Origin of the sequence: Pseudomonas sp. I8001, from assembly GCF_013385345.1 — a bacterium.
Taxonomy (GTDB): domain Bacteria; phylum Pseudomonadota; class Gammaproteobacteria; order Pseudomonadales; family Pseudomonadaceae; genus Aquipseudomonas.
The window spans coordinates 304828-322319 of record NZ_JACAQC010000005.1; the positions used below are offsets into that span (position 1 = coordinate 304828).

General features: G+C 61.7%; 11 protein-coding genes. 1 reads left to right on the top strand and 10 read right to left on the bottom strand.

The window, feature by feature from the left end:
- Positions 1-84: 84 nt before the first annotated feature.
- The 9 genes from HX839_RS03170 to pilM form a co-directional block, all read right to left on the bottom strand.
- Positions 85-1503, bottom strand: coding sequence for an FAD-dependent oxidoreductase (locus HX839_RS03170; protein WP_003209353.1), 1419 nt, complete (start codon positions 1501-1503; stop codon positions 85-87).
- Positions 1504-1535: 32 nt separating this feature from the next.
- Positions 1536-5981, bottom strand: coding sequence for a glutamate synthase large subunit (gltB, locus tag HX839_RS03175; protein WP_003209351.1), 4446 nt, complete (start codon positions 5979-5981; stop codon positions 1536-1538).
- Between the two features lie 350 nt (positions 5982-6331).
- Positions 6332-7891, bottom strand: coding sequence for an SPOR domain-containing protein (locus tag HX839_RS03180; RefSeq protein ID WP_177054811.1), 1560 nt, complete (start codon positions 7889-7891; stop codon positions 6332-6334).
- Between the two features lie 10 nt (positions 7892-7901).
- Entirely contained in the window at positions 7902-9002 is a 1101-nt protein-coding gene (gene aroB, locus HX839_RS03185; RefSeq protein WP_003209346.1) for a 3-dehydroquinate synthase, read from the bottom strand.
- Positions 9003-9149: 147 nt separating this feature from the next.
- Complete coding sequence (gene aroK, locus HX839_RS03190) at positions 9150-9668, bottom strand: shikimate kinase AroK (protein ID WP_003209345.1); 519 nt, start codon at positions 9666-9668, stop codon at positions 9150-9152.
- A gap of 4 nt (positions 9669-9672) precedes the next feature.
- Positions 9673-11010 carry a type IV pilus secretin PilQ gene (locus tag HX839_RS03195; protein WP_177066729.1) on the bottom strand — a complete coding sequence of 446 codons (1338 nt, stop codon included), beginning with the start codon at positions 11008-11010 and terminating at the stop codon, positions 9673-9675.
- 69 nt (positions 11011-11079) lie between these two features.
- Positions 11080-12105: a pilus assembly protein PilP gene (locus tag HX839_RS03200; RefSeq protein ID WP_177066718.1), complete on the bottom strand. Its 1026-nt coding sequence runs from the start codon at positions 12103-12105 to the stop codon at positions 11080-11082.
- Positions 12102-12653 carry a PilN domain-containing protein gene (locus HX839_RS03205; RefSeq protein ID WP_087692529.1) on the bottom strand — a complete coding sequence of 184 codons (552 nt, stop codon included), beginning with the start codon at positions 12651-12653 and terminating at the stop codon, positions 12102-12104. Before HX839_RS03205 ends, HX839_RS03200 begins: the two co-directional genes overlap by 4 nt.
- Positions 12653-13306 carry a type IV pilus biogenesis protein PilM gene (pilM, locus tag HX839_RS03210; RefSeq protein ID WP_087692533.1) on the bottom strand — a complete coding sequence of 218 codons (654 nt, stop codon included), beginning with the start codon at positions 13304-13306 and terminating at the stop codon, positions 12653-12655. Before pilM ends, HX839_RS03205 begins: the two co-directional genes overlap by 1 nt.
- Positions 13307-13526: 220 nt before the next feature.
- On the opposite strand from pilM, the gene HX839_RS03215 reads away from it, so the two are divergent.
- Positions 13527-15983 carry a penicillin-binding protein 1A gene (locus HX839_RS03215; RefSeq protein WP_371315621.1) on the top strand — a complete coding sequence of 819 codons (2457 nt, stop codon included), beginning with the start codon at positions 13527-13529 and terminating at the stop codon, positions 15981-15983.
- Positions 15984-16178: 195 nt separating this feature from the next.
- On the opposite strand, the gene HX839_RS03220 is transcribed toward HX839_RS03215, so the two are convergent.
- Entirely contained in the window at positions 16179-17447 is a 1269-nt protein-coding gene (locus tag HX839_RS03220; protein ID WP_003209334.1) for a malic enzyme-like NAD(P)-binding protein, read from the bottom strand.
- Positions 17448-17492: the final 45 nt, after the last annotated feature.

Below are 17492 nucleotides of genomic sequence, written 5' to 3' on the forward strand. Positions count from 1 at the left end.
GCCAACACATCTGGTGACTGATATACCGCATTCGCGAGCAAGCCCGCTCCCACATTTTGATCCCATTTCAATCCGGGATCGGGGTCAGACCTGCAGGTAATCCAGGATCCCTTCGGCGGCGTTGCGGCCTTCGAAGATGGCCGTCACTACCAGGTCAGACCCGCGCACCATGTCGCCACCGGCGAAGATTTTCGGGTTGCTGGTCTGGTGTTTGTACTGGCCTTGTTCCGGGGCTACAACGCGGCCCTGGCTGTCGGTCTGGATTTCGAACTGCTCGAACCACGGCGCCGGGCTTGGGCGGAAACCGAAGGCGATGACCACGGCGTCTGCCGGGATGATCTCTTCGGAACCCGGGATCGGCTCGGGGCTGCGACGGCCACGGGCGTCCGGTTCGCCGAGACGGGTCTCGACCACTTTCACGCCTTCGACACGGTCTTCACCGACGATAGCGATCGGCTGGCGGTTGTAGAGGAATTTCACGCCTTCTTCCTTGGCGTTCTTCACCTCTTTGCGCGAACCCGGCATGTTGGCTTCGTCACGACGGTAGGCACAGGTCACCGACTTGGCGCCCTGGCGAATCGAAGTGCGGTTGCAGTCCATCGCGGTATCACCACCGCCCAGCACCACGACCTTCTTGCCTTTCATGTCGACGAAATCTTCCGGCGACTTTTCAAAGCCCAGGTTGCGGTTGACGTTGGCGATCAGGAAGTCCAGAGCGTCGTACACGCCCGGCAGGTCTTCACCGGCGAAGCCACCCTTCATGTAGGTGTAGGTGCCCATGCCCATGAACACGGCATCGTATTCTTCGAGCAGTTGCTCCATGGTCACGTCCTTGCCGATTTCGGTATTGAGGCGGAACTCGATACCCATGCCGGTGAAGACTTCGCGACGATGGCTCAGTACGGTTTTTTCCAGCTTGAACTCGGGGATGCCGAAGGTCAGCAGGCCACCGATTTCCGGGTTCTTGTCGAACACCACCGGGGTCACGCCGCCACGCACCAGCACGTCGGCACAGCCCAGGCCCGCCGGGCCCGCGCCGATGATCGCGACGCGCTTGCCGGTCGGCTTGACCTTGGACATGTCCGGGCGCCAGCCCATGGCGAACGCGGTGTCGGTGATGTACTTCTCCACCGAACCGATGGTCACCGCGCCGAAGCCGTCGTTGAGGGTGCACGCACCCTCGCACAGACGGTCCTGCGGGCACACCCGGCCGCACACTTCCGGCAGGGTGTTGGTCTGGTGCGACAACTCGGCGGCGGCGAGGATGTTGCCCTCGGCCACCAGCTTCAGCCAGTTCGGAATGAAGTTATGCACCGGGCACTTCCATTCGCAATACGGGTTACCGCAACCCAGGCAGCGGTGGGCCTGGTCGGCCGAGTGCTGGGGTTTGAAGGGCTCGTAGATTTCCACGAACTCTTTCTTGCGTTGACGCAACAGTTTCTTCTTCGGATCTTTGCGCCCGACATCGATGAACTGGAAGTCGTTATTCAGACGTTCAGCCATGTTAAAACCTCATCAAACTCTTCAGGCGCATATCACTGCGGGTTGGCACGGATGCTGGAAAGCAACGATTTCAGGTTGGCAGCCTTGGGCTTGACCAGCCAGAAACGGCGCAGGTAGTCATCGAGGTTTTCAGCGAGGTTACGACCCCATTCGCTGTTGGTTTCCTCGACATATTCGTCCAGCACATGCTGCAAGTGGTTGCGATAGGATTCCATCGCTTCGCCGCTGATCCGCTGGATCTCCACCAACTCGTGGTTCACCTTGTCGACGAAGGTGTTGTCCTGGTCGAGCACGTAGGCGAAACCGCCGGTCATGCCCGAACCGAAGTTGTAGCCGGTCTTGCCCAGCACCGCGACAAAACCACCGGTCATGTACTCGCAGCAGTGATCGCCCGTGCCTTCAACCACGGTGTGGGCACCGGAGTTACGCACTGCGAAACGCTCACCGGCCGTGCCCGCGGCAAACAGCTTGCCGCCGGTTGCGCCGTACAGGCAGGTGTTGCCGATGATGGCACTGTCTTGAGTCTTGTAGACGCTGCCCACTGGCGGGACGATCACCAGCTTGCCGCCGGTCATGCCCTTGCCCACGTAGTCGTTGGCGTCGCCTTCGAGGTACATGTTCAAGCCACCGGCGTTCCATACGCCGAAGCTCTGGCCAGCGGTGCCCTTGAAGCGGAAGGTGATCGGCGCCTTGGCCATGCCCTGGTTGCCGTGCTTGCGCGCGATTTCGCCGGAGATGCGTGCGCCGATGGAACGGTCGCAGTTGCAGATATCCAGGGCGAATTCGCCGCCGCTTGCGTCGTTGATCGACGAAGTGGCCATCTCGACCATCTTCTCGGCCAGCAGGCCCTTGTCGAACGGCGGGTTGCGGTCAACCTGGCAGAACTGTGGCTTGTCGGCCGGGATGTGATCGCTGCCCAACAGCGGCGTCAGGTCCAGGTGTTGTTGCTTGGCGGTCTGGCCTTCGAGGATGTCCAGCAGGTCGGTACGGCCGATCAGCTCTTCCAGGGAACGCACGCCCAGCTTGGCCAGCCACTCACGGGTTTCCTCGGCGACGTAGGTGAAGAAATTCACCACCATGTCGACGGTCCCGATGTAGTGGTCCTTGCGCAGCTTCTCGTTCTGAGTGGCCACGCCGGTGGCGCAGTTGTTCAGGTGGCAGATGCGCAGGTATTTGCAGCCCAGGGCGATCATTGGCGCGGTGCCGAAGCCGAAGCTTTCGGCGCCGAGGATTGCAGCCTTGATCACGTCGAGGCCGGTTTTCAGGCCACCGTCGGTTTGCACCCGGACCTTGCCGCGCAGGTCGTTGCCGCGCAGGGTCTGGTGGGTTTCAGCCAGGCCCAGTTCCCACGGTGCGCCGGCGTACTTGATGGAGGTCAGCGGCGAAGCGCCGGTGCCGCCGTCGTAGCCGGAGATGGTGATCAGGTCGGCATAGGCCTTGGCCACACCGGCGGCGATGGTGCCCACGCCGGCTTCCGCTACCAGTTTCACCGAGACCAGGGCCTGCGGGTTGACTTGTTTCAGGTCGAAAATCAGCTGCGACAAATCCTCGATCGAGTAGATGTCGTGGTGCGGCGGCGGCGAAATCAATGTCACGCCCGGCACTGCATAACGCAGCTTGGCGATCAGGCCATTGACCTTGCCGCCTGGCAGTTGCCCGCCTTCGCCCGGCTTGGCGCCCTGGGCAACCTTGATCTGCAGCACTTCGGCGTTGACCAGGTATTCCGGGGTTACACCAAAACGGCCAGTGGCGACCTGCTTGATTTTCGAGCTCTTGATGGTGCCGTAGCGCGCCGGGTCTTCACCGCCTTCGCCGGAGTTGGAACGCGCACCCAGGCGGTTCATGGCTTCGGCCAGGGCTTCGTGAGCCTCAGGCGACAAGGCGCCCAGGGAAATACCGGCGGAGTCGAAACGCTTGAGGATCGATTCCAGTGGCTCGATCTCGCTGATGGCCAGCGGCGTGTCCAGGGTTTTCACCTTGAACAGGTCGCGGATCATCGACACCGGGCGGTTATCCACCAGCGCGGTGTATTCCTTGAACTTGGCGTAGTCGCCTTGCTGCACGGCGGCTTGCAGGGTGTTGACCACGTCCGGGTTGTAGGCGTGGTATTCGCCACCGTGCACGAACTTCAGCAGGCCGCCTTGCTGGATCGGCTTGCGCGCGCTCCAGGCTTCGGCGGCCAGGGCTTTCTGCTCGGCTTCGATGTCGACGAAACGCGCACCCTTGATGCGGCTCGGCACGCCACGGAAGCTCATCTCGCAAACTTCTTCCGACAGGCCGATGGCTTCGAACAATTGCGCGCCGCGGTAGGACGTGACGGTGGAGATGCCCATCTTCGACAGGATCTTCAGCAGGCCCTTGGTGATGCCTTTACGGTAGTTCTTGAACACCTCGTAGAGGTCGCCCAGCACTTCGCCGGTACGGATCAGGTCGCCGAGTACTTCGTAAGCCAGGAACGGATACACCGCCGAGGCGCCGAAGCCGATCAACACCGCAAAGTGATGCGGGTCGCGGGCGGTGGCGGTTTCAACCAGGATGTTGGAATCGCAACGCAGGCCCTTTTCGGTCAGGCGGTGGTGTACCGCGCCGGTGGCCAGGGAAGCGTGGATCGGCAGCTTGCCCGGGGCGATATGGCGGTCGGTCAGCACGATTTGGGTACGGCCGGCGCGAACGGCTTCTTCCGCCTGATCGGCGACGTTGCGCACAGCGGCTTCCAGGCCGAGGCTCTCGTCGTAGTTCAGGTCGATGATCTGCCGGTCGAAGCCCGGGCGATCCAGGGTCATCAACGAGCGCCACTTGGCCGGGGAAATGACCGGCGAGCTGAGGATCACGCGGGAAGCGTGCTCAGGCGATTCCTGGAAGATGTTGCGCTCGGCACCGAGGCACACTTCCAGGGACATCACGATGGCTTCGCGCAGCGGGTCGATCGGCGGGTTGGTCACCTGGGCGAACTGCTGGCGGAAATAGTCGTACGGCGTGCGCACGCGCTGGGACAGCACGGCCATTGGCGTGTCATCGCCCATGGAGCCGACGGCTTCGTAGCCCTGCTCGCCCAGTGGGCGCAGCACCTGGTCACGTTCTTCGAAAGTGACCTGGTACATCTTCATGTACTGCTTGAGCTGGTCGACGTCATAGAAAGCCGAACCGTGGTCGTTGTCTTCCATGGTTGCCTGGATGCGCAGGGCATTCTTGCGCAGCCATTGCTTGTACGGATGACGGGACTTCAAGCGATTGTCGATGGCATCGGTGTCGAGGATCTGACCGGTCTCGGTGTCCACGGCGAGGATCTGGCCCGGGCCAACGCGGCCCTTGGCGATCACGTCTTCCGGCTTGTAGTTCCACACGCCGATTTCCGACGCCAGGGTGATGAAGCCGTTGGTAGTGGTCACCCAACGCGCCGGGCGCAGGCCGTTACGGTCGAGCAGGCACACGGCGTAGCGACCGTCGGTCATTACCACGCCGGCCGGGCCGTCCCACGGTTCCATGTGCATCGAGTTGTACTCATAGAACGCCCGCAGGTCGGGGTCCATGGTCTCGACGTTCTGCCACGCTGGCGGAATGATCATGCGCACGCCACGGAACAGGTCGATGCCGCCGGTGACCATCAGTTCGAGCATGTTGTCCATGCTGGAGGAGTCGGAACCCACGCGGTTGACCAGCGGGCCGAGCTCTTCCAGGTCCATCAGGTCGTTGGCGAACTTGGTTCGACGGGCCACGGCCCAGTTGCGGTTGCCGGTGATGGTGTTGATCTCGCCGTTGTGGGCGAGGAAGCGGAATGGCTGGGCCAGCGGCCATTTCGGCAGGGTGTTGGTGGAGAAGCGCTGGTGGAACACGCAGATTGCGGTTTGCAGGCGCTCATCGCTCAGGTCTGGATAGAAGGCGGTCAAGTCCGCCGGCATCATCAGGCCTTTATAAATGATGGTCTTGTGGGAAAAGCTGCAGATGTAGTGGTCGGTGTCGGCGGCATTGGCCACGGACGAGCGACGACGAGAGGTGAACAGCTTGATCGCCATGTCCTGGTCGCTCAGGCCGTCGCCTGCGATGAACACTTGTTCGATCTGCGGCAGGCGCTCCAGGGCCAGGCGGCCCAGTACGCTGGTGTCGATCGGCACTTTGCGCCAGCCGACGAGCTGCAGGCCAGCGGCCAGGATCTCGCGGTTCATGTTCTCGCGAGCAGCTTCGGCTTTTACCGGGTCCTGGTTGAAGAACACCATGCCCACAGCGTACTGCTTGGGCAAATCGGCGCCGAAATGTTCCTTGGCGACTGCGCGCAGGAACTGGTCGGGCTTTTGAATCAGCAAGCCGCAACCGTCACCGGTCTTGCCGTCGGCGTTGATCCCACCGCGGTGGGTCATGCAGGTCAGGGCCTCGATGGCCGTTTGCAAAAGGGTATGACTGGGCTCGCCCTGCATGTGGGCTATCAGGCCGAAACCGCAGTTATCCTTGAATTCATCGGGTTGGTACAGACCTGCTTTCATAGACACTTTCTCACCAGGCTGCCTCTTATTCCGAGGCAAATTTCTTTTCAATTCAACCGGTTACCTTCCACGCCGAACGTACGCCGACTTAGCGGGGGCAAAAGGGAGGTCATTGTACACACCGACACAGACGCTCACAAATTTAGCGACGAAATGTCGCAAATCTATGTCGCATTTATGAAAGGTTTAAAGCGATATGCTGTGCTAGTCAAAACTTTTTTAATTTTGACCGCTACGACTCAAAAGCCACTGTGACGCAGACACCACAAAGCGCGCGGCCTTCAGGGCTGCACGCTGTGTTGTTTTTTTTGAGGTGCCGAGAGGGCGGCCTGGGTAAGGCCGCCGGATCTTCAGCGAGTTGTTGCCAGTTCTTGTTGAACGCTGGCGACAGTGCGAGGCCAAGGTTTACCAGCCTGAACCTTCGCTGGCAAGGCCTTGATAGCGGATTCCGCTGCTGCACGGCTGGAGAAGTTGCCGTACGTGATTACATAGAGAGGCTTGCCGTTGAGCACTTTCTTGAAATAACGGTACTCGCCGCCCTGCTCTTTCACGAACGCCTGGGCGTTGGCTTCGGAGCTGGTGCCGAGGATCTGCACCACGAAATTACCGGTAGGCTGGCTGGCATACCAGCTGCTGCCGGCAGCGCCAGTCGCGGCCTTGGCCACGACGGCCGGTTTTTCGGCAGGCTTGGCGGCTGGAGCCGGTTTGGCCGCAGGCGCCGGGGCGACCGGCTTGGCAACAGGCGCAGGCTTGGCGGTGGCGACCTGGGCTGGCGCTGGCGTCGGCTTGGCCGCTGGCTGACCGGCTGGCACGCCCGCAGGTGGCGCGGTGGTGGTCACGGTCGGCGGCGTGGCGCTGGAGCCTTCCACGGGCACCCCATCGTCGCCTTCGGAGATGCCGCCAGCTTCTTCGGCGAGCGGGCCGCGCATCACCGGTTGGCCGACCATTGGCAGGTTGGTGGGTTGGCCGGAGTTGGCAAACTCAACGTTCGGTGTTGGCTTGCCCAGTGGCAACTGCGCCTGTTCGGTTGGCGCGCCAGCGGTGGTCGGTGCCTTGTTGCGACCTGGAATCAACCAGGCGGCGGCGACGGCAACCACGACAACGGCAGAAATTGCCAATACGTGCTTCTTCGGCATAGTAAACCCCATCTTTGGACGCTTTACCGCTGAGCGGCTGGCAATCATGGCTTCGATCATGGCATCCCGGGCAACCTGGTTGATGGTGCCAGGCCAGCCGTCGGAGCTTTCGTGAATATCAGAGATCTGCGAAGCGGAGAAAAGTTCGATGCCCTGCCCTGCGCCTTCCAGCCGCTGGGCCAGGTATTCGCGGGTTTCTTCTTCTTCGTAAGGCTGCAGTTCGATGACGTGGAACAGCTCCTGCTCGCCGCTGATCTGTTCAAGTTCGGCGATCAGCGAAGACTCGCCAAACAGAAACACATGCGGGCGCCCTTCAGGCGTACCGGCCGCCAGGGCCAGCAACGCTTCCAGGGCAGATTCGTCGAGCTGCTCGGCGTCATCCACCAGCAGGTAGACTTCCTGGCCGGTCAGGCCCAGTTGCACCACTTGCTTGAGGATCGCATTCGGCTCGGCAGTGGACACGTCGAGGGCCTGGGCCACTTGACGCAACACGCCTGCCGCATCACCGGCACCACGGGCGGAGACCACCACGCTCTGTACCGATTGCTTGTTGGTGCTGGCCACCAGTGCCTGGCGCAGCAAGGTCTTGCCGCTGCCCAATGGGCCGGTGACCACCAGCAGCAACTGGCTGTAGCGCGCCAGGTGGTGCAGTTGTCCCAGCACCGGCTTGCGTTGCGCAGGGAAAAACTTGAAACCAGGCACCCGAGGAGCAAAAGGGTCGTGGCTTAACTGGTAATGGCCGAGGAACGCCTCGTCGGCATGCAAACTAGTCATCGGGATCTTATTAACCTTTAAGCTGGGCCAGGGCGCGGTAATCCGCTCCCAGCGTGGCCTGTAAAATCTCTTTCGGATAATCGTCGGTCACTACCGCTTCGCCCATTCGGCGCAACAGCACCAGTCGCAGTCGACCGTCGATCACTTTCTTGTCTATTGCCATATGTTCGAGAAAATCTGCCTCGGTCATCTCCTCGGGAGGAATGACCGGCAACCCGGCGCGCTGGAACAGGCGGATCCCGCGATCACGCTCCTGGGCGCTGATCCAGCCCAGGCGTTGCGACATCTCCAATGCCATCACTGTGCCAGCCGCTACGGCCTCCCCATGCAACCACACACCATAGCCCATGTGGGTCTCGATCGCATGGCCGAAGGTGTGGCCGAGGTTCAAGGTGGCGCGCACGCCGGACTCACGCTCATCGGCATTCACCACCAGCGCCTTGGCGGCGCAGGAGCGGGAAATCGCTTCGGTGAGTGCCACCTGGTCAAGGGCGCGCAGGGCGTCGACGTGTTCTTCCAGCCAGGTCAGGAACGGCTCGTCGCAGATCAGTCCGTACTTGATGACTTCCGCCAGGCCCGCCGACAGCTCGCGGGGTGGCAGGGTATTGAGGGTGGCAGTGTCGATCAGCACCACATTCGGCTGATAGAACGCGCCGACCATGTTCTTGCCCAGCGGGTGGTTGATGCCGGTCTTGCCGCCCACCGACGAATCGACCTGGGACAGCAAGGTGGTCGGTACCTGGATAAAGTCCACGCCGCGCTGATAGCAGGCGGCTGCAAAGCCAGCCATGTCGCCGATCACACCGCCACCCAGGGCAACCACCGTGGTGCGCCGGTCATGACGGGCCGTCAGCAGGCCATCAAAGATCAGTTGCAGGGTTTCCCAGGTCTTGAAGGCCTCGCCGTCCGGCAGCACCACCGAGATCACCGAGTACGCCGCCAGGCTGCGGCTCAGACGCTCAAGATAAAGCGGCGCGACCGTTTCATTGGAGATGATCGCCACTTGCCGCCCGGCAATATGCGGTGCGAGCAACTCGGGCTGGTCCAACAAACCTTCGCCAATATGGATCGGGTAGCTGCGCTCGCCAAGATCGACCTTAAGTGTCTGCATGTGTCCCCGCGTTGAAGATGAAAGCAGGCGTCCTGCCCTACATTAACGTTGTCGGCAACGTCGGGATCTGACGCTGCCTGATGGCTCTACGCCACAACTCGGACGGTCATGACGCGCCGCCGAGGATAGCGCATTTCGGCCCTGGCTTTAACGGGGTGGCAACTGTGCCAGGCGCTCGAGAATGTCGAGAACCACCATTCGTGGCGGCCGCTCATCGGTTTCCACCACCAGATCGGCGATTTCCCGATAAAGCGGGTCGCGCAGCGTCAGCAGGTCCCGCAGGGTTTTTGCCGGGTCGGCGGTGCGCAGCAATGGGCGATTGCGGTCGCGAGCGGTGCGGCCCACCTGCTGCTCGACAGACGCGTGCAGATAAACCACGCGACCGCCGGCGTGCAGCGCCCGGCGGTTCTCGTCGCGCATCACTGCGCCACCGCCGGTGGCCAATACCACGCCATCGCAGCCGCACAGCTCGGCAATCATCGCCTGCTCGCGGTCGCGAAAGCCCAGTTCGCCTTCCTTATCGAAGATCCACGGGATATTGGCGCCCGTGCGCAATTCAATTTCCTTATCGGAGTCTTTGAATGGCAGGCGCAGCTCTTTGGCCAGCAAACGGCCGATGGTGCTTTTTCCAGCCCCCATCGGTCCTACAAGAATCAAATTTCGCACAGAATCAACGACTCACAGCAATCGCCTGGTTATTCATAATACGCGGAGTCAGGAATACCAGCAGCTCGGATTTTTTCTCCGAAACCACATCCCGCCGGAAAAGGCGGCCAAGATACGGCACATCGCCCAAAAATGGCACTTTATCTACCACTTTGCTTTGAGTATTGGAGAAAACCCCGCCGATCACGATGGTCTCCCCGTCCTTGACCAGCACCTTGGCATTGACCTCGTTTTTCTTGATCGGCGGCACATCGTTGAGCCTGTTCAGGTAGTCGGGCTCGTCCTTGGTGACCTTGACCTCCAGGATCACCCAGCCGTCCGGGGTGATTTGCGGGGTCACTTCCAATGACAAGGAAGCCTCCTTGAACGACACCGAGGTCGCGCCGGTGGAGCTGGACTCCTGATAGGGAATCTCGGTGCCCTTGAGGATTCGCGCGGTTTCCTTGTCGGAGGTGACGACCTTGGGCTGCGAAACGATTTCACCATTGCCGGTTTTTTCCATGGCGGTCAGTTCCAGGTCCAGCAGCAGGTTGTCGGTGATAAACGCGACACCCAGGCCGGCGCTGCCGTTGACCGCCCCCAGGTCCACAAACGGCGAGCTGGGCGGGATTTCAGGCGGCTCGGTGCCTTCGGCCAGCGGTTTCCTGATCCCGCCAGCGCTCCAGTTACCCCGATTCAGTTGCCCGCCCCAGCGCACGCCAAGGCTTTTGTCGTAATCCACATTGGCCTCGACGATCCGCGCCTCGATCATCACCTGCCTTACCGGAATATCCAGTTGCGCCACAATCTTGCGCAGCTCCTCCAGCCGCTCCCGGGTCTGGTAGGCGATGATGTTGTTGGTGCGGTCATCCACCGCCACCGAGCCGCGCTCATCGGTTGCACCTTCCAGGCCCACGGCCGACTGGAAGAGCTTGGCCAGGTCCGACGCCTTGGCGTAATTGACTTGCAGCAACTCGCGGCGCAGCGGTGCCAACTCAGTCATTTGCTTGCGCGACTCCATCGCCAGCAACTCGCGGGCGGCCAACTCCTCGGCCGGCGCGACCAGCAGCACATTGGCCGTCACACGCTTGTCCAGCCCCTTGGTTTGCAGCACCAGGTCCAGGGCCTGGTCCCAGGGCACGTCCTTGAGGCGCAGGGTGATCGAACCCTGCACGTCGTCGCTGGTCACCAGATTGAGGCCGGCAACGTCAGCAATCTGCTGCAGCACCGCGCGCAACTCGATATTCTGGAAGTTGAGGGACAGCTTGTCCCCGGTGAATGCCACGCGTCCGGTACTCAGGGGCGCATTGCCAGGTGGCGGCAGGTGAATCAAGTCGATTCGATTGGGCACAGCCATGACCATCGGTGCCGTGAACGCTATCCATAGCGCCACACCGAAGGACGAAAAAGTCCTTTTCATTGTTTGTTTCCGTTATGAGTTCACGTTCAGGGCAAGGGTTTGCGAGCGTTCCAGCCACGCGCCCTGGCCATCCGGGAAAAGCTCGGCCAGTTCGACATGGGAGTCGTGGATTGCCGTGATGCGCCCGTGGTCCGGGCCCAGGTAATCGCCGATTGCCAGCCGATGGACAGACGACGCTCCGCGCAGCAGGGCGAAGGTTTGAGCCCCCAGGGACAAGGTCCCGATCATTTCGAACTGCTCCACGGCGAAGCCTTCGAGGATTCCGCGAGGCCTGGCGAGATCAGGTCCGGCAGCCGGTCGCCCGGCGGGTCGAACCAGTTGGCGAGAGGGCGGCTGGAAAGGGTCGCGCAAGGCTGCAAAATCGTACGCCACTTGCTGCGGCCCGGGCTCGGCGACAGCCTGTGCCGGCGGGTGCAAATCAACCTTCGGGTCATCGCCCGCCTGGCGGTTGTGACGATAGGTCCTGGCTACCAGACTGAGATGCAACTCCGAGGGATCGACAGGACTGAATGCCAAGTCATGCACCGTGACAATTCCTCGCAAGCTGGCCATGCCGTTGATGAACGCCGCCAGGTCGTGAAAAGTCCCGGTGACGCCAATCTGCATGGGCGATTCGATGTACAGGGCGCGAGGCTGGTCATCCCGAAGTTCGATGGCCTCCAGCACCAAGCCATTGGCGGCACTCAGGCGGCCAATATCTTCAAGCAGGCCGGGTACCTGGGTGTCGGCAGGCAGCCGCCGTAACAGGTTGGCGAAATGGCCTCGCATTGTTTCGAGTTCGCGGACCAGGGACTCCAGGCCGGCAGCCTGGATGGTTTTCAGCGCGACCTGCTGTTCAAGCGCCACTTCCTGCGACTCAAGCTGGCGCAGTTGCTCCCGCGCCCCACTCAAGTAGAAGGTATTGCCCACCGCCCACAGCAGGCAAACCACCGCGCCAGCCAGCAACGCCTTGCCCGGCAAGGGCCAGTTGGCGGCGTTCTGGCAGAGCTGGGTTATATCGGATTCTGTCAGCCCTGGCAGGCCTGACGCCCCTCTCATTGGCGCACCTCATCCGAGTGACCATGGCGAACCGTCAACTGGAAGCCATTGTCGTCGCCCTCCTGCGCGCCGCGAACCCGTTGAAGCCGGGGCGCTTCCAAGTCTTCGGCAGCTTCGAGGCCTCGCATGAACTGAGCAATGTCCCGGTTCGATCCGGCCGTGCCGCTGATGGAAACAGACCCGCCGTCGACGCTCACTTCGCGCAACTGCACCCCGTCCGGCACGGCACGGGCCAACTGGTCCAGCAACTGAGCACCCGCCGCACGATCGTCCTGCAAACCCTGCACAACTTTCATCCGTTCCATCAACTGCTGGCGCTGCTCATGCAGTTCGTCGATGGCCTTGATCCGCGAGTCGAGCCCGGTGACACCCTGGCTCAACTGGTTATTGCGAGCCAACTGCCGATCGATTGCACGGTCGATCACCTGGTCTGCCAGCCAAACCGCAGCCAGCGCCACCGCTGCAGCCCCCGCCAAAAACACCAGAAAATATTTGCGCCGCCGCTCATTCCGTTCTGCGCGCCACGGCAACAGGTTGATTCGTGTCATCAGTCGAAACTCCTCAGGGCCAGCCCGCAGGCCACTCCCATTCCCTGGGCATCCACGGCCCATTGCGCGCCATCGACACGACGGCCCGGCGTGATGCTGTCCGAAGCCTGCCTGCCCGCGCGAGCCAATGCAAATGCTTCGACATCCACTATCCGCGTCGCCAGCCCCGCAAGGGCCAAAACCGCCTCACGGGCCTCCACCTGTTCCTTGAGGCAGGCAACCAGCAGCACATCGACGCTTTGCGGGTCATGGGCCGACGGGCCCTGCACCTGGAAGTCGATAGCCACATCCTCCAGCGGATAAGGAATGTACTGGTCTGCTTCCCCATGGATTCGACGCACCATTTCAGCATCCGTCAGCCCCGCGTCCATCTCCAGCACGCGGGTAATCACCGAGGGCCCTGCCACGGCCACGGCGGCATGCCTGAGTGATGTATGCGCCTGTACCAGCGCCCGGGAAAGTGCCTGCGCGACGGCATCGAAATCAACCACGCTGCTGTCGACCACCGCATGGGCCGGCAACTGCTGCATGGCGTAGCCCCGCACGCTGTAGCCAGTGCCTGAAGCCTCCAGCTCCACCAGCCTGACGCCGGTGTCATTGATGTCGATACCCAGGACGGCATCGGCTTTTCGCCTGAAAAATCCCTTTCTCATAAAACTCCCCAAAACTTTCCCTGTCTTACGGACTGATTGCTGCCAGGCTTCCTGCATTCGGTCGGCTTGTATGAGCGGCGCGAATGACGCCCGAAGCCGAAAAATGCTTTAATGCCCAGCGTTTTTTCCCGCGTTTATCTGCTGGCCGGGTCGATCCACCACTTGCCGTGCATGCCCCGACGCCTAACCCATTCTTTTCCTTGGAAATCCAAAAGCCTTGATTCGTCTGCTGAAGTTTTTCGGGTACTCCATTGTCGCGATCGTCTGCGGGCTGATGCTCGTGCTCAGCGGGGCCTATCTCTACCTTAGTCCGGGTTTGCCCTCCGTAGAGGCCCTGAGAAGTATCCAGTTGCAGATTCCTTTGCGGGTCTACAGCAGCGATGAAAAACTGATCGCGGAGTTCGGCGAAATGCGCCGCACACCGATCCGTTTCGCCGACATTCCACCCAATTTCATCAACGCCCTGCTGTCGGCTGAAGACGATAACTTCGCCAATCACTATGGCGTCGACCCAAGCAGCCTGGTGCGGGCGGCCACGCAGTTGGTAAAAAGCGGACACATTCAATCCGGTGGCAGCACCATCACCATGCAGGTGGCGAAGAACTTCTTCCTCACCAGCGAACGCAGCTTTTCCCGCAAAGCCACGGAAATCCTCCTGGCGTTGCAGATCGAACGTCAGCTGACCAAGGATGAGATCCTTGAGCTGTACGTCAACAAGATCTATCTGGGCAACCGCGCCTACGGCATCGAGGCGGCTTCGCAGGTTTACTACGGCAAGTCGATTCGTGACGCCAGCCTGGCGCAGATGGCGATGATTGCCGGCCTGCCCAAGGCGCCTTCACGCTTTAACCCGCTGGCCAACCCGGCGCGCAGCAAAGAGCGCCGCGACTGGATCCTGGGCCGCATGTACAAGCTGGGCAAGATCGACCAGGCCGCGTACGAAAGTGCGGTTGCCGAGCCGCTGAACGCCAGCTATCACGTGCCGACCCCGGAAGTGAATGCCCCGTATATCGCCGAAATGGCCCGTGCCGAGATGGTCGGCCGCTATGGCAGCGAGGCGTACACCGAAGGTTTCCGCGTGACCACGACGATTCCGAGCAACCTGCAGGAAATCGCCAACAAGTCGGTACACGATGGCTTGGTCGCCTATGACCAGCGCCATGGCTACCGCGGCCCTGAATCGCGCCTGCCGGGCAAGACCCTGAGCGCCTGGACCGTCGAGCTGGGCAAACAGCGCCCGATCAGCGGCCTTGAACCCGCCATCGTCACCCAGGTGAAGAAAGATGGCCTGCAGGTACTGACGCGCACCGGCGAAGAGCATGTGTCGTGGGACAGCATGAAATGGGCCCGCCCTTTCCTGAACACCAACAGCATGGGCCCGATGCCCAAGCAGCCGTCGGACGTGGCCCAGGTCGGTGACCTGGTTCGCGTGCAGCGCCAGAAGGACGACAGCCTGAAATTCAGCCAGGTGCCCGTGGCACAGGGCGCGCTGGTGTCGCTTGACCCGCAGAACGGTGCAATCCGTGCCCTGGTCGGCGGCTTTGCCTTCGAGCAGAGCAACTACAACCGCGCCACCCAGGCCAAGCGCCAGCCGGGTTCCAGCTTCAAGCCGTTCATCTACAGCGCTGCACTGGATAACGGCTACACCGCCGCCAGCCTGGTCAACGATGCACCGATCGTGTTCGTCGACGAGTACCTGGACAAGGTCTGGCGCCCGAAGAACGACACCAACACCTTCCTCGGCCCGATCCGCGTCCGCGAGGCGCTGTACAAGTCGCGTAACCTGGTGTCGATCCGCCTGCTGCAGGCGATGGGCGTAGGCAAGACCATCGACTACATCACCCGCTTCGGCTTCAACAAGTCGGACCTGCCGCCCAACCTGTCCCTGGCACTGGGTACCGCCACGCTGACGCCGATGGAAATCGCCACCGGCTGGAGCACCTTTGCCAACGGCGGCTACAAGATCACCCCGTACCTGATCGACAAGATCGAAAGCCGTAGCGGCGAAACCCTGTTCACCGCCAACCCGCCACGGGTACCGGGCGACGTGGTCAATGGCGTCGCGGCCACTGACGGCCAGGCAGCACCGGCCAACGGCGGCATCACCATCGAGCCGACGCCAGGCGAAGCCCCGGCAGCCGGCGCTCCCGCCGCACCACAAGCGCCGGCGGTAGCCGAACGCGTTGTGGATGGCCGTACCACCTACATCCTCAACAGCATCCTGGAAGACGTGATCAAGAAAGGTACGGGGCGTCGCGCCCTGGCCCTGGGCCGTGCCGATATCGCCGGCAAGACCGGTACCACCAACGATTCCAAGGATGCCTGGTTCTCCGGCTACAACGCCGACTACGTGACCACCGTATGGACCGGTTACGACCAGCCGGAAAGCCTCGGTCGCCGGGAGTTCGGCGGCACCGTCGCGCTGCCGATCTGGATGAGCTACATGGGCGCCGCGCTGAAGGATATGCCGCTGCATACCCAGCCGGAACCGGAAGGCATCCTGAGCCTGCGGATCGACCCGGTCAGCGGCCGTGCAGCAGCGCCGAGCACGCCGAATGCGTACTTCGAGCTGTTCAAGAGCGAGGACACGCCGCCGTCGGTCAACGAGCTGGGCAATGGTGTTGCACCGGGCAGCCCGCTGCCGGCGGACGAGGCGGCGCCGATCGATTTGTTCTAACACGCAGTTCCAATGTGGGAGCGGGCTTGCTCGCGAAAGCGGAGTATCAGGCTCAGATGGGCCGACTGACACACCGTCTTCGCGAGCAAGCCCGCTCCCACAGTTGGATCACCGCCAGGCTCGAGCCAATTGCCAGCCACAAAAAAAGCCCCGACTCGCAAGAGCCGGGGCTTTTTGGTGGTGCGCTACAACGGCTTAGCCGTTGAACACATCATCCACACTTTGCAGCGGGTAGTTCTTCGGATACGGCAGGGTGGCCACACCCGTCTCGATTGCGGCTTTGGCCACGGCATCGGAGATCAGGGTGATCAGGCGCTTGTCCATTGGTTTCGGGATGATGTACTCACGACCGAATTCCAGCTTGATGCCGCCGTAGGCGTCGCACACTTCCTGAGGAACCGGCAGCTTGGCCAGTTCGCGCAGGGCGTTGGCGGCCGCAACTTTCATCTCTTCGTTGATGCGCTTGGCGCGAACGTCCAGGGCACCACGGAAGATGAACGGGAAGCCCAGTACGTTGTTGACCTGGTTCGGGTAGTCCGAACGGCCGGTGGCCATGATCACGTCGCTACGGGTGGCGTGGGCCAGTTCCGGGGAGATTTCCGGATCCGGGTTGGAGCACGCGAACACGATCGGGTTGGCCGCCATGGACTTGAGGCCTTCGGCGCTCAGCAGGTTCGGGCCGGACAGGCCAACGAACACGTCTGCACCGTCCAGGGCGTCAGCCAGGGTACGCTTGGAGGACGGATGCGCGAACATCGCCTTGTACTGGTTCAGGTCGGTACGCTCGGACTGCACAACGCCCTTGCTGTCGACCATGTAGATGTTTTCCAGCTTGGCGCCCATGCTCACCAGCAACTTCATGCAGGAGATGGCCGCGGCGCCGGCGCCCAGGCAAACGATCTTGGCTTCGCCAAGGGTTTTGCCGGCGATTTCCAGGGCATTGATCATGCCGGCCGCGGTAACGATCGCGGTGCCGTGCTGGTCATCGTGGAATACCGGGATGTCGCACTGTTCGATCAGGGCCTTTTCGATCTCGAAGCACTCAGGTGCCTTGATGTCTTCCAGGTTGATGCCACCGAAGGTGATGGAGATGCGCTTGACGGTGTCGATGAAAGCCTGCGGGCTCTCGGAATCGACTTCGATATCGAATACGTCAATGCCGGCGAAGCGCTTGAACAGCACGCCTTTACCTTCCATGACTGGCTTGGAAGCCAATGGGCCGAGGTTACCCAGGCCGAGGATCGCGGTGCCATCAGAGATCACTGCAACCAGGTTGCCTTTGCCGGTGTACTTGTAGGCCAGTTCAGGATCGCGGGCGATTTCACGTACGGGCTCGGCAACGCCAGGGCTGTAGGCCAGCGACAGGTCGCGGGCGGTGGCAGTGGCTTTGGTGAGCTCTACACTCAGCTTTCCTGGACGAGGATGGGCATGATATTCGAGAGCGGCAGTTTTCAAATCAGACATATCGGCATTCCGCTTTTACTGTTGGTCGACGGACCGCCGAGGATA